Source organism: Corynebacterium striatum ATCC 6940, assembly GCF_000159135.1.
GTDB lineage: Bacteria > Actinomycetota > Actinomycetes > Mycobacteriales > Mycobacteriaceae > Corynebacterium > Corynebacterium striatum.
In genome coordinates, this window is the sequence record NZ_GG667519.1 from 248,240 (window position 1) to 268,649 (window position 20,410).

General features: G+C 63.0%; 21 protein-coding genes and 1 pseudogene. 10 read left to right on the forward strand and 12 right to left on the reverse strand.

Annotation, left to right across the window (positions count from 1 at the left end; genetic code table 11):
- Positions 1 to 437: hypothetical protein (locus HMPREF0308_RS13825; RefSeq protein WP_005527928.1), on the reverse strand; the 437-nt coding region annotated here is incomplete at its 3' end.
- 3 nt (positions 438 to 440) lie between these two features.
- Positions 441 to 701 (reverse strand): helix-turn-helix transcriptional regulator, encoded by a 261-nt coding sequence (locus HMPREF0308_RS01120; protein WP_005527929.1) that lies wholly within the window; start codon positions 699 to 701, stop codon positions 441 to 443.
- 91 nt (positions 702 to 792) lie between these two features.
- Between HMPREF0308_RS01120 and HMPREF0308_RS01125 the strand changes: the two genes are divergently transcribed.
- Both HMPREF0308_RS01125 and HMPREF0308_RS01130 read left to right on the forward strand, forming a co-directional pair.
- The gene (locus HMPREF0308_RS01125; RefSeq protein ID WP_034656623.1) at positions 793 to 1,242 is read left to right on the forward strand and encodes a PH domain-containing protein; all 450 of its coding nucleotides are present in this window, start codon (positions 793 to 795) and stop codon (positions 1,240 to 1,242) included.
- Entirely contained in the window at positions 1,239 to 2,690 is a 1,452-nt protein-coding gene (locus HMPREF0308_RS01130; RefSeq protein ID WP_005527931.1) for a PH domain-containing protein, read from the forward strand. Before HMPREF0308_RS01125 ends, HMPREF0308_RS01130 begins: the two co-directional genes overlap by 4 nt.
- Here the strand turns inward: HMPREF0308_RS01130 and HMPREF0308_RS13120 are convergent.
- From HMPREF0308_RS13120 to HMPREF0308_RS01145, 4 genes and pseudogenes are all read right to left on the reverse strand, one after another.
- On the reverse strand, positions 2,644 to 2,928 hold the full coding sequence (locus tag HMPREF0308_RS13120; RefSeq protein WP_005527932.1) for a hypothetical protein: 285 nt from the start codon (positions 2,926 to 2,928) through the stop codon (positions 2,644 to 2,646). The genes HMPREF0308_RS01130 and HMPREF0308_RS13120 overlap by 47 nt on opposite strands.
- Positions 2,925 to 4,872 (reverse strand): annotated as a pseudogene (gene feoB, locus HMPREF0308_RS01135) (ferrous iron transport protein B). The gene HMPREF0308_RS13120 and the pseudogene feoB overlap by 4 nt, the downstream one beginning before the upstream one ends.
- Before the next feature lie 2 nt (positions 4,873 to 4,874).
- Positions 4,875 to 5,141 (reverse strand): FeoA family protein, encoded by a 267-nt coding sequence (locus tag HMPREF0308_RS01140; protein ID WP_050765398.1) that lies wholly within the window; start codon positions 5,139 to 5,141, stop codon positions 4,875 to 4,877.
- 254 nt (positions 5,142 to 5,395) lie between these two features.
- Entirely contained in the window at positions 5,396 to 5,866 is a 471-nt protein-coding gene (locus HMPREF0308_RS01145; RefSeq protein WP_005527936.1) for a tRNA (cytidine(34)-2'-O)-methyltransferase, read from the reverse strand.
- Positions 5,867 to 5,890: 24 nt separating this feature from the next.
- Here HMPREF0308_RS01145 and HMPREF0308_RS01150 point away from each other — a divergent pair, with 24 nt between their 5' ends.
- Positions 5,891 to 6,748: a bifunctional methylenetetrahydrofolate dehydrogenase/methenyltetrahydrofolate cyclohydrolase gene (locus HMPREF0308_RS01150; protein ID WP_034656544.1), complete on the forward strand. Its 858-nt coding sequence runs from the start codon at positions 5,891 to 5,893 to the stop codon at positions 6,746 to 6,748.
- The gene (locus HMPREF0308_RS01155) at positions 6,749 to 7,102 is read left to right on the forward strand and encodes a DUF3017 domain-containing protein (protein WP_005527939.1); all 354 of its coding nucleotides are present in this window, start codon (positions 6,749 to 6,751) and stop codon (positions 7,100 to 7,102) included.
- On the opposite strand, the gene metX is transcribed toward HMPREF0308_RS01155, so the two are convergent.
- The 4 genes from metX to HMPREF0308_RS01175 all read right to left on the reverse strand — a co-directional run bounded on the left by metX (position 7,099) and on the right by HMPREF0308_RS01175 (position 12,061).
- Complete coding sequence (gene metX / locus HMPREF0308_RS01160) at positions 7,099 to 8,250, reverse strand: homoserine O-acetyltransferase MetX (protein WP_005527940.1); 1,152 nt, start codon at positions 8,248 to 8,250, stop codon at positions 7,099 to 7,101. The genes HMPREF0308_RS01155 and metX overlap by 4 nt on opposite strands.
- A 29-nt stretch (positions 8,251 to 8,279) precedes the next feature.
- A complete protein-coding gene (locus HMPREF0308_RS01165) occupies positions 8,280 to 9,608 on the reverse strand; it encodes an O-acetylhomoserine/O-acetylserine sulfhydrylase (protein WP_005527941.1) in 1,329 nt (442 codons plus the stop codon).
- 257 nt (positions 9,609 to 9,865) lie between these two features.
- Positions 9,866 to 10,462 carry an MBL fold metallo-hydrolase gene (locus HMPREF0308_RS01170; RefSeq protein ID WP_005527942.1) on the reverse strand — a complete coding sequence of 199 codons (597 nt, stop codon included), beginning with the start codon at positions 10,460 to 10,462 and terminating at the stop codon, positions 9,866 to 9,868.
- 9 nt (positions 10,463 to 10,471) lie between these two features.
- Positions 10,472 to 12,061, reverse strand: a complete 1,590-nt coding sequence (locus HMPREF0308_RS01175; RefSeq protein WP_005527943.1) for a redoxin domain-containing protein — start codon at positions 12,059 to 12,061, stop codon at positions 10,472 to 10,474.
- A 152-nt stretch (positions 12,062 to 12,213) separates the two neighbouring features.
- Here HMPREF0308_RS01175 and HMPREF0308_RS13830 point away from each other — a divergent pair, with 152 nt between their 5' ends.
- Genes HMPREF0308_RS13830 through HMPREF0308_RS01185 form a run of 3 tightly spaced genes read left to right on the forward strand, consistent with a single transcriptional unit; the run spans position 12,214 to position 13,610 of the window.
- The gene (locus HMPREF0308_RS13830) at positions 12,214 to 12,369 is read left to right on the forward strand and encodes a hypothetical protein (protein WP_005527944.1); all 156 of its coding nucleotides are present in this window, start codon (positions 12,214 to 12,216) and stop codon (positions 12,367 to 12,369) included.
- 57 nt (positions 12,370 to 12,426) lie between these two features.
- Entirely contained in the window at positions 12,427 to 12,990 is a 564-nt protein-coding gene (locus HMPREF0308_RS01180) for a sigma-70 family RNA polymerase sigma factor (RefSeq protein WP_034656629.1), read from the forward strand.
- On the forward strand, positions 12,987 to 13,610 hold the full coding sequence (locus HMPREF0308_RS01185) for an anti-sigma factor (protein ID WP_005527946.1): 624 nt from the start codon (positions 12,987 to 12,989) through the stop codon (positions 13,608 to 13,610). The genes HMPREF0308_RS01180 and HMPREF0308_RS01185 overlap by 4 nt, the downstream gene beginning before the upstream one ends.
- A 44-nt stretch (positions 13,611 to 13,654) precedes the next feature.
- Here the strand turns inward: HMPREF0308_RS01185 and pdxR are convergent, their stop codons facing one another.
- Complete coding sequence (pdxR, locus tag HMPREF0308_RS01190; RefSeq protein WP_005527947.1) at positions 13,655 to 14,962, reverse strand: MocR-like pyridoxine biosynthesis transcription factor PdxR; 1,308 nt, start codon at positions 14,960 to 14,962, stop codon at positions 13,655 to 13,657.
- Between the two features lie 72 nt (positions 14,963 to 15,034).
- On the opposite strand from pdxR, the gene pdxS reads away from it, so the two are divergent.
- From pdxS to ppc, 3 genes are all read left to right on the forward strand, one after another.
- Positions 15,035 to 15,955 carry a pyridoxal 5'-phosphate synthase lyase subunit PdxS gene (gene pdxS / locus HMPREF0308_RS01195; protein WP_034656545.1) on the forward strand — a complete coding sequence of 307 codons (921 nt, stop codon included), beginning with the start codon at positions 15,035 to 15,037 and terminating at the stop codon, positions 15,953 to 15,955.
- The gene (gene pdxT, locus HMPREF0308_RS01200; protein WP_005527949.1) at positions 15,949 to 16,533 is read left to right on the forward strand and encodes a pyridoxal 5'-phosphate synthase glutaminase subunit PdxT; all 585 of its coding nucleotides are present in this window, start codon (positions 15,949 to 15,951) and stop codon (positions 16,531 to 16,533) included. The genes pdxS and pdxT overlap by 7 nt, the downstream gene beginning before the upstream one ends.
- Positions 16,534 to 16,683: 150 nt before the next feature.
- Positions 16,684 to 19,362, forward strand: a complete 2,679-nt coding sequence (ppc, locus tag HMPREF0308_RS01205; RefSeq protein WP_005527950.1) for a phosphoenolpyruvate carboxylase — start codon at positions 16,684 to 16,686, stop codon at positions 19,360 to 19,362.
- On the opposite strand, the gene HMPREF0308_RS01210 is transcribed toward ppc, so the two are convergent.
- A complete protein-coding gene (locus HMPREF0308_RS01210) occupies positions 19,359 to 20,387 on the reverse strand; it encodes an HNH endonuclease signature motif containing protein (RefSeq protein WP_005527951.1) in 1,029 nt (342 codons plus the stop codon). The genes ppc and HMPREF0308_RS01210 overlap by 4 nt on opposite strands.
- Between the last annotated feature and the right edge of the window lie 23 nt (positions 20,388 to 20,410).

Below are 20,410 nucleotides of genomic sequence, written 5' to 3' on the forward strand. Positions count from 1 at the left end.
CCTGCCAGAGACCTGGCCACGGTGAATGGAACCCACAGCATTTGCAGCATGATCAGCTTGAAGAACAAGCTGGCCACGAAGATTCCGTCCATGGAGTCGACGAACCGGGTTCCGAGAGCAATAGCGCCGCAGGCCATGAACATGAACATGGAAGAAAACAAGGTGAGCTTAAGTCCATCTTCGCGGGCCTCTACATGAAGTTGCAGCATGTACTCGTCGAGTTCGATAGTGGGTAAGTCGGCGGAGTCGATAGTCTTGCGCAGCTTGGACACGCCGAAGCCGGTTACACAGGTACCCAAGCAGGCCAGCATGAAGGACGTGAAATCGTCCCAGAACTGCAGCGGGATGGATACGACGATGATTGCAAGCCCGACGTCGGCGAGGCGTATGAGGCGGTTGCGCTTTGTGACGCGAGCTTTGGTGGTGGTGGACGTCATGGCCTAGTCCTTTCGGTAGATCTCGGTGGATAGCGGCTGGAATTCGGTGCGCGAGAAGACGGCTTCGACGGGGAGGTCGAATACTTCACAGATGCTGAACGCGAGGTCGAGGCTGGGAGAGTGATCGCCACGCTCAAGAGCACCGATGCTTTGGGGGTTGACCCCGACGGCGTCGGCAAGCTGGGCGCGCGACATGTCCCTCTCGACCCGGAGCAACCGAACTCGATTGAAAATTGGGGAAGACGGCTTTTTCTTTGGGGACATAAACCAAAGTGTTGTATAAACCCAACACTTTGTCAAGGAGTATGAGGGCTTTGTTAGCATAGGCGGCATGCACTCCGCGCTTTCCCCAGACATGCATCCGGTCTCCCGGAAGCTGACCACAGCTCGCTATATTCACCACCTGAGCTGGTCGGCAGTCTTTGCTATCGCTTTCGCGGTTGCGGGGTACTTCGCCAGCTCATTTTGGTACTGGTTCGCCGGAGCCTGGGTAGTGTGGTTCGTCTACTTGCTCTGGCTCATCCCCGCACAGGTGCGCAACATGGGGTGGAAGGAAACCGACGATGAGCTGGTGATTACCCGCGGCAAACTGTGGTACCGCCTGACCATCGTCCCCTTCGGTCGCATCCAGTTTGTGGACGTTTCCGCCGGACCCATCGAGCAGGCGTTGGGATTGAAGCGCGTGAAGATTCACACGGCGTCGGCAAGCTCAGATGCGCGAATCGCGGGTCTCGTTGCAGAAGACGCGGATGCGTTGCGCGAGCGGCTTGCCGTCAAGGCACGCGAACGGATGAGCGGACTATGAGCGGCCGGCATCGTCTGCGCAAGGACCGCGCGTCCGTGGACGCGGAAGGCTTTCGCCGCGTTCACCGCCTGACCCCGTTGCTGCGCTTTTGGTCGCTGATCCTGGCGCTGGTGGCATTGTTTGTGGTCAACATCAACGCAGAAATGCTTTCCGACGTCGCCACCTACCTGCACGGCGGGCACTGGAGCGACATCGGATTGGGCACAGTCATCGCCATCGGTGTTTTCGTAGCGGTGTGCCTGGGCATTTGGTTCATATCGGCCATTTGGTGGCGCAAGCTGGGTTACAAGCTCGACGAGCATGAAGTCTCCTTGCGTCACGGCGTGATTTCCTCGTCCTTCCGCTCTGCTCGCTATGACCGCATTCAGGCCGTGGACGTGGTGGAGACGGTCATCGCGCGCATCTTTGGTCTGGCGGCGGTGCGCGTGGAAACCGCAGGCGGCACTGCGTCGGTCATCGAGATCTCCTTCCTGCGTAAGGCGGAAGCCGAGCAGCTGCGCCAAGAGCTGCTCGCGCACGTGCATCGCCCGGCAGCAGGAAACGCCCCGGCAACCGTGGAACCCGACGCGGCCGGTGACGACCTCATCCCGGAGATTCCCGTGGGCCGTACCCTCGCGGCGGAGGCGCTGCGCCTGCCCACGCTTATCGCCGTTGCGGTCATGACGATCCTCGTCATCTTGCCCTTCTTCCGCGCGGCGGCGCTGCCCATCGTGGTGGGATTTGTGCCGAACATCTGGAATCTCATTGATACGTCGTGGCGCTTTAACTCCCGCTATGACGCGCAGGATGAGGTGCTCAATATTGCATATGGCCTAGCCGATCGCCGCCGGCAGACCATCCGCCGCTCCCGCATCCATGCGGTGCGCGTGACGCAGCCGCTGCTGTGGCGCATGTTGGGCTGGTACGAGGTTCAGGTCTCCGTCGCGGGCTATGGCGCGAAGGCCGGCGGCAAGCAGTCGGGTTCCACGCGAATTCTGCCGGTGGGTACGCGCGACCAGGCACTCGCGCTCTTGGAGCTGGTCTCCGATCTCGACGCCGCGCAGATTGAGGAATTTGCCCGCCCCGAGGGGCACACGCGCCCCACGTACGTTTCACCTGGCAGGGCTTGGTTGGCATCGCCTGTGGACTTGCGTCAGCAAGCGGTCACGCTGGTGGGCACCGAGGTGGCGGTTGTGCATGCCGGGCGCCTGGCGCGCCGGGTGATGGTCGTGGGCACCCCGCACATCCAGGAGCTCACGGTCAAGGCGGGCCCGCTCAACCAGCTTTTGGGCGTGCGCAACATCAACTTCGACTTGGTCCGCGGGCCGGTGGCGATGGCAGGACGCCAGCTAGCGCTTGCCGACGCCGCCGATCTCCTTGAGCGCCTGCGCAAGCGCCAGCTGCCGAGCATGGCGCAGGAGGCTAGGATGCTTTCGCCGGAGCCGGGTGACTCGGCCGACGCAGAGTAAGCAACACTGGGGCGCCGGTCTTGCGCGGGGCGCCGCACAGCGCGGAGGCTGCGCAGGAGCCGCAGGCCGTGGTGGGGCAGGTGCTGAGCGTTTCGGCACTGAGCTCGCCGGTGGCAAGAAGGTGCGACATCACCAGGTTGACCGTGCCGATTTCTAAGCCCGTGGCTTTGGCGACTCCGGCGCGGGTGGTGATTCCTGCCGCGATGGTTGAGCGGACTGCTTCGATGGGGGAGTTCACAGCAACCTCAACAATTGGAAGACCACGACAGCCAAGACCCACGCCGTGGTGAGCTGAACTGCGAAGCCGAAGAGCGTCCAACGCCATCCGATTTCGCGCTTTTGCGCAGCCAGAGTGGCCACGCAGGGGGTATAAGCCAGCAGGAAAAGCATGTAGGCCCACACTGCCGCGTTGGTGTGGCCGCCGGAGGCCGCCGCGAAGTCGGCGCGCACGCGATCGCTGAGCGAGCTTGCGGCCTGTTCCTCGGGAGTGGCGTCGGTGACGTCCTTGACCGCGTAGGTCTGCGACCACGTGGAGATGAGTGCCTCCTTGGCCACGAAACCGGTGACCAGTGGGCCGGCCAGCGACCAAGAGTCGAAGCCCGCCGGCGCGAAGACCGGAGCGATGGTGCGCGAGACCGCGCCATAAGCAGACTCCTGCGGGGCCGGGGTGGTGTAGCCGCCATCGACGGAGGTCGCGGCACCCACCGGGATGGTCATGAGCAACCAGATGACCACGACCGTGGATACGATGATGCCGCCCGCCGTGTGGAGGAAGCCCTTCAGGCGCGTCCACATCACGGATAACGCCAGGCGCACCGTGGGCAGTTGGTAGGTGGGCAGGTCGATGACCAGGGGATCCTGTGGAACCGCACGCCATAGCGTCTTGCGCAGTGCTAAGCCCACCAACACGAGCAGAGCGATGGAGACCACGTACAAGGCAAAGACCACGCTGCCGGCGTGGGCTGGGAAGAAAGTCTGCGCCAGCATCACAAAGACCACGAGGCGCGCCGAGCACGACGTGAACGGTATGAGCAAAGAAGTCATGATGCGATGGCGGGGCGAGCCCAGAACACGCGTGGCCGCAATGGCCGGCACGTTACAGCCAAAGCCCACCACGATGGGGATAAACGCCTTGCCTGGAAGGCCAATGGCACGCATGAGGCGGTCGGTGACCACCGCGGCACGCGCCATGTATCCAGAGTCTTCAAGGACGGCGAGGCACAGGAACATCAAGGCCATGAGCGGCGCGAAGGTGAGCACCATGCCGACGCCGCCGATGAGGCCATCGACTATAAGGCCCTCGACCAGCGGATGGTGAAGGCCGACTGCCTTCAGAAGGTGGCGTGCTGCGTCAGAGATGGGTCCTGAGACCAGCGCCTCCAAGCCGTCCTGCAGAGGAGCGGCCACCGTGGTGGTTATCTGGAAGACCAGCCACATCACCGCGAGGAAAAGCAACGGGCCGGCTACCGGGTGCAGCGCTACCGCATCTAGGCGCTGCGAACGCGTGACCGGCTGCGACTCGGTGTGCACCGCTGCTTTGGTAGCGGCGTCGAGATCCGCAAAGCGGGCGTCGATGCTGGCGTCCTCGCGCCGGACCTGTGGCTCCTCAGTAAGGGAAACCTGCACCGTCTCACGCAGGCGTTCCAGGCCTTCCCGCCGGCGGCCATCAACGCAGACGACCGGGATTCCCGTGGCCCTCGCGAGCGCATCGGCATCGACCCGCAAGCCCTGGTCTTGTGCTACGTCCAGCTTGGTCAGCGCGATGCTGAGCCGGCAGGGAAGCTCCGCGAGCTGGAAAGCCAAGTTGAGCCCGCGCGCAACCGCAGTCGCGTCGACCACCACGATGACGCGATCGGGGCGCTCGGCAGGGGCGGCGTCGTAAAGCATGGCGCGGGGTCAGCGCCTCATCCGGGCTGAGCGGATCCAGCGAGTAGGTGCCGGGGAAGTCAATGAGATCGGCAACCTCGGCCGGGCAACACGAATGCGCAATGTTCCAGGCGCCGCGGCTGACCTCCACCGAGGTACCCGGCCAGTTGCCGGTCTGCACCTTGGCGCCGGTCAGCGCGTTGAAAAGCGTGGACTTGCCGGAGTTGGGAGCGCCCACCATCGCGATGATGGCTGCGCCCGCGGGAGCCAGCGCCCCGCCAGGATTTCCGTGGCAGCTAGGGGAAGTGGAGCTCATTACTAGACCCCGATGGATTGCAACGTCTGCCGGTCGATGGCGTAGCGGCAGGTATCAACAGTTACGATGCGTGCCCCGCCCGCCACGTGCGCGCCCAGAGTCAGGCACGCGCCCGGCCGGATCCCGAGCTCGCACAAGCGACGCGCCATCGCTGGGTTCTGCACACAGTCGAGGCATTCGGGGCGGAGGGTAACAGTGCAGCCAACAGGCAGGGAGTAAGCCGATGAGTGAGTGGTCGACTCGCCTGAGCTCAAACGCAAAGGCAACATGACAAAGAGTCCTTTCGAATCACTTATAAAGTTACCCTTGCCGAATATTAGGTTGGCCACACTTTGTGAACTTTATCCCAGTGCGTTTTCCCAGCTGCCGATCTGGCGCAGCTTCTGCTCAAAGGGAGCAATTCCGCTTAACGACGTCGACAAGCAGAGGCACCACAGGGCGCTGCGCCAACTCCATGCCTGCCTGCGCAAAACCGAGCACGTTGTGCGCGGCAGCCTCAATTGCCGTGATGAGATCGGTGAGACTAGACCGCGCCCTTGAAACCCAGTTGGCGCCAGGCCTCGTACACGGCGGTGGAGGCCGCGTTGGACAGGTTCATCGAGCGGCGCGCCGGGACCATAGGGATGCGAACCTGCTCGGTGATGCGTGGGTGATTGACGTGCTCCGGCGGCAGGCCAGTGGGCTCGGTGCCGAAGAGGAGGACGTCGCCTTCTTGGAACTCGACGTCGGTGAACCACTTGTCGGTGTGCGTGGTGAATGCGAAGACGCGCGCACCAGGTAGGGCAGCCATGCAGGCGTCAAAGTCCTTGTGGATCTGCAGATCTGCGAGGTCGTGGTAATCCAGGCCAGCGCGTTTGAGGTGCTTATCGTCGAAGTTGAAACCCAGCGGCTCGATGAGATGCAGGGAGGCACCCGTGACGGCGGCGGTGCGGATGGCGTTGCCGGTGTTGGTGGGAATCACGGGATTATCAAAGACGATGTGCAGCTGGCTCATAGTGCTCAGTCTAGGATGGACTGCATGAGCGCTACCAAACTAGATGGCAATTTGTACCGCGACGAGATCTTCGAGGACCTGAAGGCTCGCGTTTCCGCCCTGCAGGCCAAGGGCATCCAGCCTGGCCTGGCCACCGTGCTGGTCGGTGACGATCCAGGCTCCCACGCTTACGTGAAGATGAAGCACCGCGACTGCGAGCAGCTGGGCATCAACTCTATCCGCAAGGACCTGCCAGGAGATATCACCCAGGAAGAGCTGGAGAAGGTCATCGACGAACTCAACAACGATGACGCCTGCACCGGCTACATCGTGCAGCTGCCGTTGCCGAAGCACCTGGATGAGAACAAGATTTTGGCCAAGATTGATCCGGAGAAGGACGCCGACGGCCTTCACCCAGTCAACTTGGGCAAGCTGGTTCTCAACGAGGAGGCTCCGCTGCCGTGTACTCCGAACGGCTGCATCCATCTCCTGCGTCGCTTCGGAGTGGAGCTCGATGGCGCCAAGGTTGTGGTTATTGGCCGTGGCGTGACCGTGGGTCGCCCGATTGGCCTTATGCTTACCCGCCGCAGCGAGAATGCCACCGTGACCTTGTGCCACACCGGCACCAAGGACTTGGCTGCTGAGACCAAGGCCGCTGACGTCATCATCGCGGCTGCGGGCAATGCTCACATGCTCACCGCGGACATGGTCAAGGAAGGCGCTGCGGTCCTCGACGTGGGAGTCTCCCGCGTGGATGGCAAGCTGGCTGGCGACGTCGCGCCCGACGTGTGGGATAAAGCCGGCTACGTGTCCCCGAACCCAGGCGGCGTCGGCCCGCTGACCCGTGCCTTCCTGGTGTCCAACATCGTGGAGCGCGCAGAAAAGCTGGCGGGCCTGGCTTAAATGGCCTCCGAAAAAGGGGGTGCCCACCGGGCGAAGGATCTCAACCTGGATAACCCCCACGACGTTAAGTTGCGGCCTTCGCGCTTGCCGGCCGGCGTGCAGTGGGTTGCCGTGGGGCTCTTCGTCGCGGGCGTTGCGCTGTCTGCGGTCTTTGCCATTTCTGCACACTGGCGCCGCGCCACCGTGATTCTGGGGGCGTCGCTGTTGTGGCTGTCGCTGGTGCGTCTGACATGCGACTCACGCATCGTCGGCGTTCTCGCTGTGCGCTCGCGGCGTTTCGACGCCGCCTACACAGCCTGCCTGGGAGCGTTGATGACGTTCCTGGCGGTGTCCGTGGATTCGCTGGGTTCTTAGATGTAGTACTCGTCGCCCACATACATCGGACCCAAGTCCAGGCCGTCCGGCGCGGAGAGCGCCAGGAAGTTTCGCAGGATGCGGTCCATCTGGCGCGACTCAGCCAGGAAGGCATCGTGGCCGATGGGGGAGACCACCTTGGCCATGGCCAGCAGATTGCCGATGTTGCGGGAGATGTGTTCCTGCTGGTGGTACGGGTAAAGAATGTCCGTGTCCACGCCCACGACCATGGTGGGCACGGTCGAGGAAGCCAGTGCCTTGTTGAGGCCGCCGCGCCCGCGCCCGACGTCGTGCCGGTTCAGCGCCTCAGTCAGCGTCACGTAGGAGCCGGCGTCGAAACGCTCGGTGAGCTTGTCGCCCTGGTAATCCAAGTAGGAATTCACGGCGAAGCGCTGGTTGGGCTCGCGGTATGGGCCAAGCGGGTTCTCGTCGCGCTGGGCTTGGACTCCGAAGCGCTCGTCGATTTCCTGCTCACCGCGGTAGGTCAGGTGCGCGATGCGGCGGGCCGCCGCGAGGCCCTCGCGCGGGGCCTTGTTGTATTCGTAGTAGTCGCCGCCGTGCCAGAAAGGATCGCGCTCAATCGCAGAGATTTGCGCGGACTGGATGCCGATCTGCCATGCGGAAGCGCGGGCAGACACCGCGATGACACAGGCCGCGGAGAGAAACTCCGGATGCAGCAGGCTCCACTCCAAAGTGCGGGCGCCGCCCATCGAGCCGCCGATGACGGCGTGGACGTGCTCGAACCCCAGCTCCTGCAAGAACTTATGCTCGGCTTCGACGAGATCGCGGATGGACAACGCCGGAAAGCGCGAGCCCCAGGCCTTGCCGTCTGGGTGCGGGGAACACGGGCCAGTGGAGCCCTTGCAGCTGCCGAGCGCGTTGGTGACAATCACGCACCACTGCTGCGTATCCAGCGCCTTGCCTGAGCCGATGAGGTCGCCCCACCAGTCGGCGGCGTTGGAATCACCGGTCAGGGCGTGTTCGATGACCACGATATTGTTTGCGCCATGTGGGTCGCCGGCAAAGGCGCCCCAGCGTCGATAAGCGATGGTGACGTCCGCAATGGAAGCTCCGGCTTCCGTAGCGAAATCACCGATCTTGACGTGGTCCAGCTCGCCCTCAGGGGCGAGCTCCGGAATCGTGGTCACGCGAAGAAACTCCCTTCGTTGTTGCGCAGTTACAGGGCAGCGAAAGCCTGCTCGAGGTCAGCGATGATGTCCTTGACATCCTCGATGCCGACGGACAGGCGCACCGTTGCCTGGGTAATACCAGCGGCGCGCAGGCCCGCCTCGTCAGACTGGGAGTGAGTGGTGGTTGCCGGGTGGACCACCAGCGAGCGAGTGTCGCCGATGTTGGCCAGGTTGGAGTGCAGCTTCAGGGCGTCGATGAACTTCCACGCCACTTCCTTGGCGTCCTTGCCACCGGTCTCGATCTCGAAGGAGAGCACCGAGCCGGTGTAGCTGTAGCCCAGCTTCTCCTTTACGGACTTGTACGGGGAGGAATCCAGACCCGCGTAGTTGACCTTGGCGACCTTGTCGTGGTCCTCCAAGAACTCAGCGACTGCCTGAGCGTTCTCGTTGTGGCGCTGGACGCGCAGCTCGAGAGTCTCCAGGCCGGTCAGGGTCAGCCAGGCGTTGAATGGGGAAGCGGCTGCGCCGGTGTCGCGGATGATGCCAGCGCGGGCACGCAGCGCGAATGCCGGGGCTCCAAGGTCTGCGTACTTCAGGCCGTGGTAGCTCTCGTCCGGCTCGGTGAAGAACGGAAAGACGGACTTGCCGTCGCGCTCGACGGTCCAGTCGAACTTACCGCCGTCGATAAGCACGCCGCCGATAGCAGAGCCGGAGCCGGAGTAGAACTTGGTAGTCGACGCCACGACGATGTCAGCGCCCAGCTCCAGTGGACGAGCAAGCACAGCGGTGGCCATGGTGTTGTCCACGATGAGCGGCACCTGGTTGGAGTGTGCGACCTCGGAGATAGCCGGGATGTCGAGCACGTCGGCGATCGGGTTGCCAAAGGTCTCGCCGTAGAAAGCTTTGGTGTTTGGCTGCACAGCTGCCTGCCAGGACTGCGGATCATCCGGGTTCTCAACCAGGGTGGTCTCGATGCCGAGGCGCTTGAGGGTGTGGGTAAACAGGCTGGAGGTTCCGCCGTACAGGCGCGGGGAGGCGACGATGTGGTCGCCTGCGCCAGCGAGGACCTCGATGGCTGCGGTCTCAGCAGCCTGGCCGGAGGCAAACACTACGGCGGCGACGCCGCCTTCGAGAGCTGCTAGGCGACGCTCGAGCGCGTCAACGGTGGGATTGGTCAGACGCGTGTAGATGGGGCCGGCGTCGCTAAGCGCAAAGCGTGCTGCAGCATGTTCTGCGGAATCGAAGACATAAGAGGTGGTCTGGTAAATCGGGACGTTGCGCGAGTTGGTCGAGCCGTCGAGGTCTTGACCCACGTGCAGGGAACGGGTGGACAGTGCCCAGTTTTCGAAGTTGCTGTTGTCGTACTTGGTAGTCATGGAGGTAAGACTAGACCAAGCGGTACAAAAGCGTATAGGGCTGCCGGAATTTGGCCTTGTTTCCGCTGGCGAAGTAGTGAATAAAAACAGACAAAGCGGTCGGCATGAACCGACCGCTAACCATTAGCGAGGATGGCGCCGAAGAGAAGTAGCGCTGTTGCAATGGAGCTCATGGTGACAGTAACCGTTTTGCGGGGGGCGAACTGCTCCCCATAATCCGGACTGAGAAATCAGAAACCAGATTGTGGGGAGTATTTCTATGCTTCCACCGATTCGCCAACGGCTAGGCGCCGGTAGCCGCTAACGCCAGCTTTCTGGAGCATGCCGTCGGTGAGCTGCTTGCCGACGTCGCTAAGCACAGCGTCATGAATCGGCACCACTGTCCGCGCGCCGATGGTCATGGCGTAGTCCGCGGCATCCGCGCCACGCACCCAGGGTGCGGCAATCGGGAGGAAGAGCAGCTCTACGCCCTCGACATGCACCCATTGATCGCCAGGGTGGAGAACACCGCCGAAGAAGAAACCCACGTTTTCTGGGCGTGGAATCGCCGGGTGAATCTCTTCGTGCAACCCGCCGACTGCCTGGACTTTTATCCCGAGCACTTCGAAAGTCTCGCCCGCGCGGACCGCAGTGCCGTGGCCCACGGCGTCGACAGTCTCTTGCGTGCCCCATACCGGCAGGCCACAGTCGCGCACGGCCTCGATGTCGAGGTGATCCGCATGCGCGTGGGTAACCAACACGGCATCTGCCGAATCCAAGCACGAGGAGTCCGTGAATCCACCGGGGTCGATGACAAAGCGGCCCGCAGGGGCGTCGACTGCGATTGCGGAGTGGCCGAGCATGGTGACTTTCATGGTCCCAGCCTAACCAAACGTGAAGGAATAGAGTTTGACGCCCTCGCTGACTTCGATGTCGAGAACTTCGGTTTGCGGGGCGTTCTCTTTAACGAGGTCGAGCGTTCCGTCTTCCTTCACAGGGAACTCACGCGTGGTGCCGTCTGCGTGGCGCACCGTCACGGTTCCTTTGCCGGAGACCACCAGCTGGACCCACGCCGCGTGGTAGTTCAGGCGCAGGCGCGCATCCTTGCCGGCAGTAATCGGCTGGTCCTCGAGCGTCCACGTTCCGCCGAGGGAGTACTGGCCACGCTCCGGCGTTCCGAGCTCGAAGTCGTGTGTTCCTGGGGCGTAGTTGCGGTTGGCGAAGTAACGCGCACGCGCCGTGCCGAGGTAGGTCTCTGGATTGCGGCCCTCCGTGGAGGCTTGGTCGGCGGATTCCAGCGGCGCGGGGAGTTGGACGTTCGGGTCGCGCTCTTTAAGCAGCTCGCGGATGTGATTTTCAGTTTCGGCGTAATCGCCCTCGCCGTGGTGAGATTCGCGCAGGATTCCCTGTGCGTCAACGAGGTAGTGCGCTGGCCAGTACTGGTTTTCGAATGCACGCCAGGTGGTGAAGTCGTTGTCTTGGGCAACGGGGTAGTGGATTCCCTGTTCCCGCGCCGCGCGCTGGACGTTGGCGGCCTCGCGCTCGAAGGAATATTCCGGGGCGTGGATGCCCACTACTTCGAGCCCAGAGTCCTTGTAGTGGTCGTATATTTTGGTCAGATGCACGTTGTTGCGTTGGCAGTTGATACAGGCATAGGCCCAGAAATCGATGAGCGTCACCTTGCCGTTCGTGCGCGGGTCCACGGGCTCATCCGTGTTGAACCAGCCGGTCAGCCCCTGGAATTCGGGTACTTGCTGTCCCGCCTTGCTTGACGACGCCTCTTTCGCCAACACCTCCTGCCCAAACTCCGGGGAGGGCAGTTTCTGCTGCAGCCACGCCGGCGCACCGACGGCGATGGCACCTGCCATGGCGATGACCACTACGCCCGAGCCGAAACGGAAGCCCCGCTGATGTGATTGGAAGAAGTCCACGCGTTTGCCCACTTCGTTGCCGCCGAGGGCGAATGCCATCAGCGGAATAGCCACGCCGACGGCAAAGGCGAGGCAGAGGATGAGGATGTGGGCGTCGATTGTGCCTGTCGCACCGGCGACGGAAATAGCCGCCAGCACCGGACCCGCACACGGCACAAAGACCACGCCGAGCGCTAAGCCCACCGCGAATCCGCCTTTGTCGCGCGCTTTAGCTTGCAGACCGCCTGCTTTGGGAAGCTTGAGGAACGGCCACTCGAGGATCTCCTGGAATTTGGGGAACATCATGCCCAGGCCCACGAGGACCAGCAGCCCGATGCCCACCTTCCACACTAAGTCGCCGGGCAGGTGCAGCGCGTTGAGCAGTGTTGTGGCAAAGAGCGTCACCGCTGTAAAACTCGTTACCAGCCCGCCGATGACCAGCCATGGTCGCGACCTTCCGCCGTTTCCGCTCACCGCAAGAACCAGCGGCAGGATGGGCAGGATGCATGGTGAGAGACCAGTGACTAGGCCACCGACAAGCCCGATGGACAGGGTTGACAACATGGGAAACCTTTCTGTTGGGGTATACCCATCTGTTCGGAGCGGAACCAGCGGACGGATTGGTGAAAATTTTTCCAATCCACTTTCCGCCCCCGCTCCGAATGACTTTGTGAAGGGGCCAGAAACGCTGGCCCACAGTCAAAAGGAGAAAACTCATGAAGAAGCTCATCGCTACCGCCGCAGCCCTGGCCATCGCCGGAACCGGTCTCGCTGCCTGCAACGACAACAAGGAAAGCAAGGACGAGATGATGACGTCCGAGATGATGGCACCGTCCTCCGGTGCGATGATGTCGGAAGAAATGTCCAAGTAAGTCCAAATGTCCGCGCCAGCGCCTACGGCGGAGGTAAACTCAACGTCCGTGTCCACCATGTCCCCACAACAAATCGCCCGGCTCAACGACCAGCTCGTTGCGACCGCGGCAGGGGACAGGCATGCCTTTTCGCAGCTTTACGACGTCCTCAGTCCTACCGTCTTCAGCGTCTGTCTCCACGTGCTCAATAATCAGGCGCTGGCGGAAGAAGTCGCTCAAGATGTGTTCGTGGAGACGTGGAATAAGGCGGCCAACTTCGACCCAGAGCGTGGGAATGCACGGTCATGGGTTGCGCGGTTGGCGCATGGGCGCGCGGTAGATCGGTTGCGCTCGCACGTGGCGAGCGTGGAGCGCGACGATAGGGACGCGCATCTTGAGGAGCCAACACGCTTTATCGACGTCGAGTCCGAAGCGCTGGAGCACGTGGAATCGCAACGCTTGCGCGCGGCTGTCGACGCCATCGGCGAGCCTCACCGCACCGCAGTCCTGCTGGCTTTCTTCGGTGGATTGAGCCATGCTGAGCTGGCAGAATCAACAGGAGTGCCGCTGGGTACCGCGAAGACGCGCGTGCGCGACGGAATCAAGAAACTCAAAGCCACACTGGGAAAGGAGGAGCGATGAGTAACACCCGCGAATTCGACGACGAGTCCTTCGAGGCGTTCCTCGACGCTCTTCCCGACGTCGAGCCGCCAGAGCATCTCAAGCACTCCGTCTTCGCCGCTATCGATGCCGGCGAGCACACCTCGCCGACTGCGCAGCCCATAGCGGAGGTGGTGGAGTTGCCGCGTCGTCGTACGCGTGGCTTCTTCGCAGCTGCCGCGGCGGCAGTGTTGTTGATGGTGGGTGGAATTGGCGTCGTCCAGCTGCGTCCGCAGGAAGACGCGCGGATTCAAGCCGCGGGAGTGGAACAGATGCACGCCATCATGGCTGCTGATGACCTCCTGACCGGCAACGCGGATGCCTCCGGTGCAACGTTAGACATTGTGTCCTCGAAGGAGATGGGCAAGTCTGGCGCGATGGTCGACGGCCAGCCTGCACTCGCTGACGGCATGGGCGCCCAAGTCTGGGCCGTGGCCTCCAATGGTGAGGTGACGTCGGCGGGCGTCATCGGCCAAGACCCGCACGACGATGTGTGGATGCCCTTCGACGGCGATGCCACCAAGGTCATGATCACTGAGGAACCCATGGGCGGCAGCGCCAAGCCCACGGGCCGGATGCTCGCCGAGGTCCGCCTCAGCTAGCCATACCAGCATTACCCAAACTGGCTCGAGAATCGTTTCATCGCTTATGGTGTGCTGAGGCAGTCGCGCACGATATGCAATGCGGTGGTGAGCTCGACGTCGCTTAGGTGTCCGAATCCCAGCACGATGCCCTTCTCAGCAGTGGCGCCGCCCCAGTAATCGCGAAGCGGCGTCAGCGTCAGCCCGCGGGTGGCGGCTCGGTCTACAACGGATTCGTCGCACAGCAACACTGCATGGAGGCCGCCGTTGATGGGAAGGAGGGTGGCGGGGGCGTCGGAAAGCATGGCGTGGACGAGGTCGCGGCGCCGCTTGTAGGCCCGGCGCATCCGCCCGGTGTGCCGCCGCAGTGCGCCGCTAGCTAGATAGTTCGCCAATGCCGCCTGCGGGATGGAGCCCACGGACTGGCCGAAAACCTCACGGACGTCCTGGACCGCGGGCAACAACCGCTCCGGAACCACGAGGTAGCCGCACGCAATCGACGGCGAAATCACCGAAGAAAACGTTCCCAAAAGCACCGTATGCTCCGGCGCCAGCGCTGTCAGTGCGGGCAGAGGCTGGCCTACGTAGCGCAACTCGGAATCGAAGTCATCTTCGATCAGCAACGCGTTCTCGCGGCGCGCCCACTCCACCAGCGCGCCCCGGCGAGCAGCGGGAAGCGACGCCCCGTAAGGGTATTGGTGGCTCGGCGTGACGATGAGCGCATCCAGCGGGCCGGGCACGGTAACGCCCTCGGCGTCAGTAGGCACCTCCACCAGCTCGTGGCCCAACGCCTCGGGAATACGCCGCAAGCTCGGGTAACCCGGCGACTCCACACCCACGCGTAGGTGGCCGCCGAGCGCGCGCAGCAACAGCGTCAAACCGTCGCGGGCGCCGGCCGTGACAACGATTCGCTGCGGATCCACCCGCAGCCCGCGCATGTGCCGGACGTGGTGGGCGATTTCGTGGGGGAGTGAGGTGGCGTCGGAAAGCGGATGATTGGCCGCTTCACGCCACGCGGCCCGCCATTCGGGGGTAAGGATGCCGTCGGTATCCGGCAGCCCGGGCGTGAGCCTGACTGTCGACGCCGCCGGCGCCGGGCGCTCCACCTTCACCTCCCGCAGCTGTGAATGTGGCAACCGTGGATTGACGACGGTGCCGGATCCCACCTCGGCGGTGAGGTAACCCTCGGCGGTGAGTTGTTCGTAGGCGGTAACCACGCTGCCTCGGGAAACGCCGAGTTTCGCGGCAAGCGCGCGGGTGGAAGGAACCTGTTCACCCGGCAGCAGAATGCCCGCCGTCACCTGGGTGCGCAGGGCTTCCGCGATTTGGACGGGCAGTGCGCGTGTATCAGAGGGGGCAAGCCGTATAGACATGGTCCCAGCATAAGTGGTCTAATTCAACACGCTTGAATTGGCTCTTGTCTTAGACCATTTCTTAGTGTGAGGATGGTCCGCATGACTGAAAATACTTCTTCTAAAAATGAAACGACGCGAGCAACTACTCGCGTAAAGCGCGGACTCGCAGACATGCTTAAAGGTGGCGTCATCATGGACGTCGTGACACCGGAGCAGGCAAAGATTGCCGAGGACGCCGGAGCTGCAGCTGTTATGGCGCTGGAGCGCGTCCCGGCAGACATTCGCGCGCAGGGTGGCGTGGCCCGTATGAGCGACCCAGACCTCATCGAGGGCATTGTCGACGCCGTCTCCATCCCCGTCATGGCCAAGGCCCGTATTGGCCACTTCGTTGAGGCGCAGATTCTCGGCGAGCTGGGCGTGGACTTCATCGACGAGTCCGAGGTTCTTTCGCCGGCGGATTACGTTAACCACATCAACAAGTGGGACTTCGATGTGCCTTTCGTCTGCGGTGCGACCAACTTGGGCGAGGCGCTGCGTCGCATTACTGAGGGTGCTGCGATGATTCGCTCCAAGGGCGAGGCCGGTACTGGCGACGTCTCCGAGGCCGTCAAGCACCTGCGCACCATCAAGGGAGAAATTGCGCGCCTGCAGAACCTGGACCGCGATGAGCTTTACGTTGCGGCCAAGGAGCTGCAGGCACCGTACGACCTGGTAGCCGAGGTGGCAGAGGCCGGCAAGCTGCCGGTGGTCCTGTTCGTTGCGGGTGGTGTTGCTACGCCTGCCGACGCCGCCCTGGTCCGCCAGATGGGCGCCGAGGGTGTCTTCGTCGGCTCCGGCATTTTCAAGTCCGGCAACCCGGCTGCGCGTGCGGAGGCCATCGTGAAGGCCGCGACCCTCTACGACCAGCCTGCCGAGCTGGCGAAGATCTCCCGCGGCCTGGGCGAGGCCATGGTGGGAATCAACGTCAAGGACGTGCCGGCACCGCACCGCTTGGCTGAGCGCGGATGGTGATTGGAGTACTGGCGCTGCAGGGCGGCGTCGAGGAGCATGCGGCGATCTTGAGCTCGCTGGGCGCACAGGTGCGTCGGGTGCGGCTGCCGCGTGACCTGGACGGGCTGGACGGAATCGTATTTCCGGGCGGCGAGTCCTCCACGATCGACCGTCTTGCTAGGGCCTTCGACCTTGCTGCGCCGCTTCGCGACGCCGTCCGCTCCGGCCTCCCCGTCCTCGCCACGTGTGCAGGTTTGATTTACTCCGCCCGCGAGCTGGAGAACCCAGCGCCCGGGCAACAGACGCTGGGGATTCTGGATGTGACCGTGAAACGCAATGCCTTCGGCAACCAGCGCTTCTCCGAGGAACGCACCGTCACCGTCGACGGCGTTTCTGTGGAGGCTAGCTTCATCCGAGCGCCCGTCGTCACGCGCGTGGGCTCGGGTGTTGAGGTCATTGCCACCATCGCGGGTGACGTCATCGTCGGCGTGCGCCAAGGTCACGTCACTGCCTTGAGTTTCCACCCGGAAGAAAACGGTGAGACTCGCATCCACGAAACGTGGCTCAACTGCTGTTTAGGAGCTACTAGTACCGGATAGCCGGCGCAGTTGGGCGTCGTAAAGCGCAAGCAAATCCTTCATACGTTGAAACCTCACGGGGGTAAACGAGCGGAAAAGCGCCGACGGGATAGTGACCTGAGATACATTTAAGCGTGTTAATTCTGTGAAACACAGCGAAAGGCGAATCCGGTGACAAATCCGCACATCGACCAAGTCCGAGAAGACATCCGCCTCCTAGGCCGAGTGCTGGGCCGAGTACTCGCGCAGCAAGAGGGCGAGGACGTCTTTGAGCTGGTCGAATCCACCCGCAAGATGGCCTTCAATGTAGCCCACGGCAACGCCAAGCCCGAGGACCTCGTGGCGGTTTTCCGGGACCTGGACATCAATAAAGCCAACCTCGTGGCGCGCGCGTTTAGCTATTTTGCACTTTTGGCAAACCTTGCCGAGGACCTCGCGGACGAGGCAGTGGAGGCGCCGGTGAGCTTGCGCAAGACCTTCGCCAAGCTGAAGGAGGAGGGCGTCGCCCCCGCGGATGCGGCCGCCGTCATCCGCGACGCGCAGGTGGCGCCCGTCCTCACCGCGCACCCCACGGAGACCCGCCGGCGTACGGTCTTCGATACCCAGACCCGCATTAAGCAGCTGCTTATCGACGCCCACCGCGGTGGTGACATGGACGCCATCGAGCGCGAGATGTACCTGCGCATGACGTTGCTGTGGCAGACGGCGCTTATCCGCATTGCCCGGCCGACGCTGGAGGATGAGGTCGACGTCGGGCTGCGCTACTACAAGCTTTCGCTTCTGGAGCAGGTCCCGGCGCTCAACCGCGCGATTCGCCATAGCATGCGGGAGACCTTTGGGCTGCAGCTTCCCGACGCCCCCGTCGTGCGACCCGGCTCCTGGATCGGCGGTGACCACGACGGCAATCCGTACGTCAACGAGCGCACGCTGACCTACGCTACCCGTAAGGCAGCGAAGACGATTTTGCGCTACTACGAGTCGGAGCTCGATGAGTTGGAGCGCGAGCTGTCTTTGTCGGATCGCTATTCCTCGTGTTCTACCGAGCTGCTGTCCTTGGCGGAGATTGCTAACAACGACTGGGAATCGCGCGTGGACGAGCCTTATCGCCGTGCGATTTATGGCATCCGCAATCGCGTGCGTGCAAACCTGCATGCGTTGGGAGAGAAGAAGGCGCCGAAGGGCGACTTCACCCCGTACGCTTCGCCGGAGGAGCTGCAGCGCGACCTCGACGTCATCGATCGCTCGCTGCGCCAGTTCAACGACGACATCATCGCCGATGACCGCCTGGCCCGCATCCGCTCGGCCGTGACTACGTTTGGTTTCCATCTTTATTCACTGGATATGCGTCAGAACTCGAAGTCTTTCGAGCAGGTGCTCACGGAGGTCTTCGCTGCCGCAAGCCTGTGCGATGATTACGCCGCGCTGAGCGAGGCGGAGAAGGTCGAGCTGTTGGTCCGCGAGCTGCAGACCGCGCGCCCGTTGCTGTTTCCTGGCGCAGACCAGGACTTCAGCGAAGTCACGGCCAAAGAGCTGGGCATTTTCCGTGCGGCGTCGCAGGCGGTGCGCAAGTTTGGCCCGCAGTCGGTTTCGCACTGCATCATTTCGATGACGGGCTCGGTATCGGACATCCTGGAGCCGATGGTCCTGCTCAAGGAAGTGGGCCTGAGCGAGGTCGACGTTGTTCCGCTCTTTGAAACCATCGATGATCTGAAGGCTGGCGCGCGCATCCTGGAGCGGCTGTGGGCCGTGCCTTTCTACCGCGAGCACCTGCGCGCACGTGGGGACATTCAGGAGGTCATGCTGGGCTACTCCGATTCCAACAAGGACGGCGGCTACCTGCAGGCGAACTGGGCGCTTTACGACGCCGAGCTTTCCCTCGTCGAGCTGTGCACCCAACATGGGATCGAGCTGCGCCTGGCGCACGGCCGTGGCGGCGCGGTTGGCCGCGGTGGTGGTCCGACTTACGATGCCATCCTGGCCCAGCCCAAGGGTGCGGTGTCGGGTTCGGTGCGCATCACCGAGCAGGGCGAGGTCATCTCCGCCAAGTATGGTGCTCCGGAGACGGCGCGTCGCCACCTTGAGGCGTTTGTGTCCGGCGCGTTGGAAGCATCGCTGCTGGATACGGAGCCCATCGCCGATACGGAGCGCGCCTACGCAATCATGCGTGAGCTCGCAGCGTTGTCCGGCGAACGCTACGACGATCTCATCGGCGACCCTGGCTTTATCGAGTACTTCACCCAGTCCACGCCGCTGCACGAAATCGGCGACCTCAACCTCGGCTCGCGCCCGGCGGCCCGCAATCAGACCACTGCGATTTCGGACCTGCGCGCGATTCCGTGGGTGCTGTCCTGGTCGCAGTCGCGTACCAACATCCCGGGCTGGTTCGGCGTGGGCAGCGCAGTGACACAGTGGGTGGAGCAGGCGCCGGCCAGCGAGCAGGCGGCACGCTGGGAGGAGCTGCGCGAGCTGTATCGCACTTGGCCTTTCTTCCGCTCGGTGTTGTCGAATATGGCGCAGGTGATGGCGAAGGCGGAGCTCTCGCTCGCTCGTCTCTACGCGGACCTCGTCGACGACAAAGCCGTTGCCGACCGCATCTACGCCCTCATCGCCGACGAATTCGCCCTCACCCGCGAGGTCTACCTGCACATCACGGGCAATGCAGACCTCACCGCGGAGAACCAGCGCCAAGCGCGATCGCTCAAGCGCCGCTACCCATACCTGCTCCCGCTCAATGCGGTGCAGCTGGAGTTGCTGCGCCGCTACCGCGCCGGCGATGATCAGTTCCTCGTCTCGAAGACCATTCAGGTCACGATGAATGGACTAGCTACTGCGTTGCGTAACGCAGGCTAGTTGAATTTGCTGGTGGGGATGGGCGCGGCGTCGTAAGGCGGCTGCCATGCCACCCTGCCGCCGACGCGGACCATCCGCCCGCGCATGGGCGGGGCAGTGGGGTCATCGTCGTTGACTCCGTTGTGATACGGACATAATGGAACCAAATTTAGGATATTCGTCGATCCGCCCCGCGCCCAGGCCACCATGTGGTGAATCTGGCACTTCTCAAATGGGACCGGGCAGTCCTTCCACGCACAACATGGGCTCTCCGCCATGAGTGCCAGCCGCTGCTTGTCCGTGGCGAAGCGGCGCGTGCGAAAGACATCCAGCGGTCCGTGCTCGCGGCTGACAGCCACGATGACGCCTTTTTCTAGCAGCGCGCGCTCCACGAGCTGCGAGCCGGTCAGCGTGGCACCGTTGGTCATGCGCACGATGAACTCTTCGCCATCCTTGTCCGTGTTTCCTTTGAGCAGCTGCGCATAGTCGTCGACCTGCAGCACCGCCATGGTCATGACCTCAGTTTTCACGCCTTTGCCGTCGAGGTTTTCCAGAAAGCTCTCGCCGGGACGCTGCTGGTCGATGCCCTGGAATACGTCGGTTAGCTGCATAGAATCCGCCGTCACAGTCAACGTGGCCAAGCCGTTGCCATGCTGGGTCAGCTTCGCGCGCTCGGCGTACTCGCGGGGCTTGCGCCACTCGCGCAGGCGCTTGCGCGCAACCTTTTCCACCAGCTCGGCGCTGGTCTGGCACAGTTCCACGCGCAGGTCCCAGGCCTTGTTATGGTCGCGAACCTTGGCCACGAAAGACTCAATTTGCCGCAGCGTAACCAGCCCATGGCCGCGGCTGCGCGCCGCTGCTACCGCCGTGCGCTGCTTCTTGGTGGAGTGCGTGGGCCCGAAGTAGGAGTGATGGAGGGCGAGGAGCTCGGCGGCGTCGGCAGGCGCGGCTCCTAATGCCAGCAGATCGGATTCAGACATGCCCGCGCACTCGGCCACCAGGTCAATGGCCCGGCCGAGTGCGGCGAAGAAAGTCTGTAATCTCATGACCTCAACGCTAAAGCGCGGTC

Coding starts and splice junctions, on each gene's coding strand:
- HMPREF0308_RS01120 (WP_005527929.1), bottom strand. CDS start 701: ATGTCCCCAAAGAAAAAGCCGTCTTCCCCAATTTTCAATCGAGTTCGG.
- HMPREF0308_RS01125 (WP_034656623.1), top strand. CDS start 793: ATGCATCCGGTCTCCCGGAAGCTGACCACAGCTCGCTATATTCACCAC.
- HMPREF0308_RS01130 (WP_005527931.1), top strand. CDS start 1,239: ATGAGCGGCCGGCATCGTCTGCGCAAGGACCGCGCGTCCGTGGACGCG.
- HMPREF0308_RS01140 (WP_050765398.1), bottom strand. CDS start 5,141: ATGTTGCCTTTGCGTTTGAGCTCAGGCGAGTCGACCACTCACTCATCG.
- HMPREF0308_RS01145 (WP_005527936.1), bottom strand. CDS start 5,866: ATGAGCCAGCTGCACATCGTCTTTGATAATCCCGTGATTCCCACCAAC.
- HMPREF0308_RS01150 (WP_034656544.1), top strand. CDS start 5,891: ATGAGCGCTACCAAACTAGATGGCAATTTGTACCGCGACGAGATCTTC.
- HMPREF0308_RS01155 (WP_005527939.1), top strand. CDS start 6,749: ATGGCCTCCGAAAAAGGGGGTGCCCACCGGGCGAAGGATCTCAACCTG.
- HMPREF0308_RS01165 (WP_005527941.1), bottom strand. CDS start 9,608: ATGACTACCAAGTACGACAACAGCAACTTCGAAAACTGGGCACTGTCC.
- HMPREF0308_RS01170 (WP_005527942.1), bottom strand. CDS start 10,462: ATGAAAGTCACCATGCTCGGCCACTCCGCAATCGCAGTCGACGCCCCT.
- HMPREF0308_RS01175 (WP_005527943.1), bottom strand. CDS start 12,061: ATGTTGTCAACCCTGTCCATCGGGCTTGTCGGTGGCCTAGTCACTGGT.
- HMPREF0308_RS13830 (WP_005527944.1), top strand. CDS start 12,214: ATGAAGAAGCTCATCGCTACCGCCGCAGCCCTGGCCATCGCCGGAACC.
- HMPREF0308_RS01180 (WP_034656629.1), top strand. CDS start 12,427: ATGTCCCCACAACAAATCGCCCGGCTCAACGACCAGCTCGTTGCGACC.
- HMPREF0308_RS01185 (WP_005527946.1), top strand. CDS start 12,987: ATGAGTAACACCCGCGAATTCGACGACGAGTCCTTCGAGGCGTTCCTC.
- pdxR (WP_005527947.1), bottom strand. CDS start 14,962: ATGTCTATACGGCTTGCCCCCTCTGATACACGCGCACTGCCCGTCCAA.
- pdxS (WP_034656545.1), top strand. CDS start 15,035: ATGGTCCGCATGACTGAAAATACTTCTTCTAAAAATGAAACGACGCGA.
- pdxT (WP_005527949.1), top strand. CDS start 15,949: ATGGTGATTGGAGTACTGGCGCTGCAGGGCGGCGTCGAGGAGCATGCG.
- HMPREF0308_RS01210 (WP_005527951.1), bottom strand. CDS start 20,387: ATGAGATTACAGACTTTCTTCGCCGCACTCGGCCGGGCCATTGACCTG.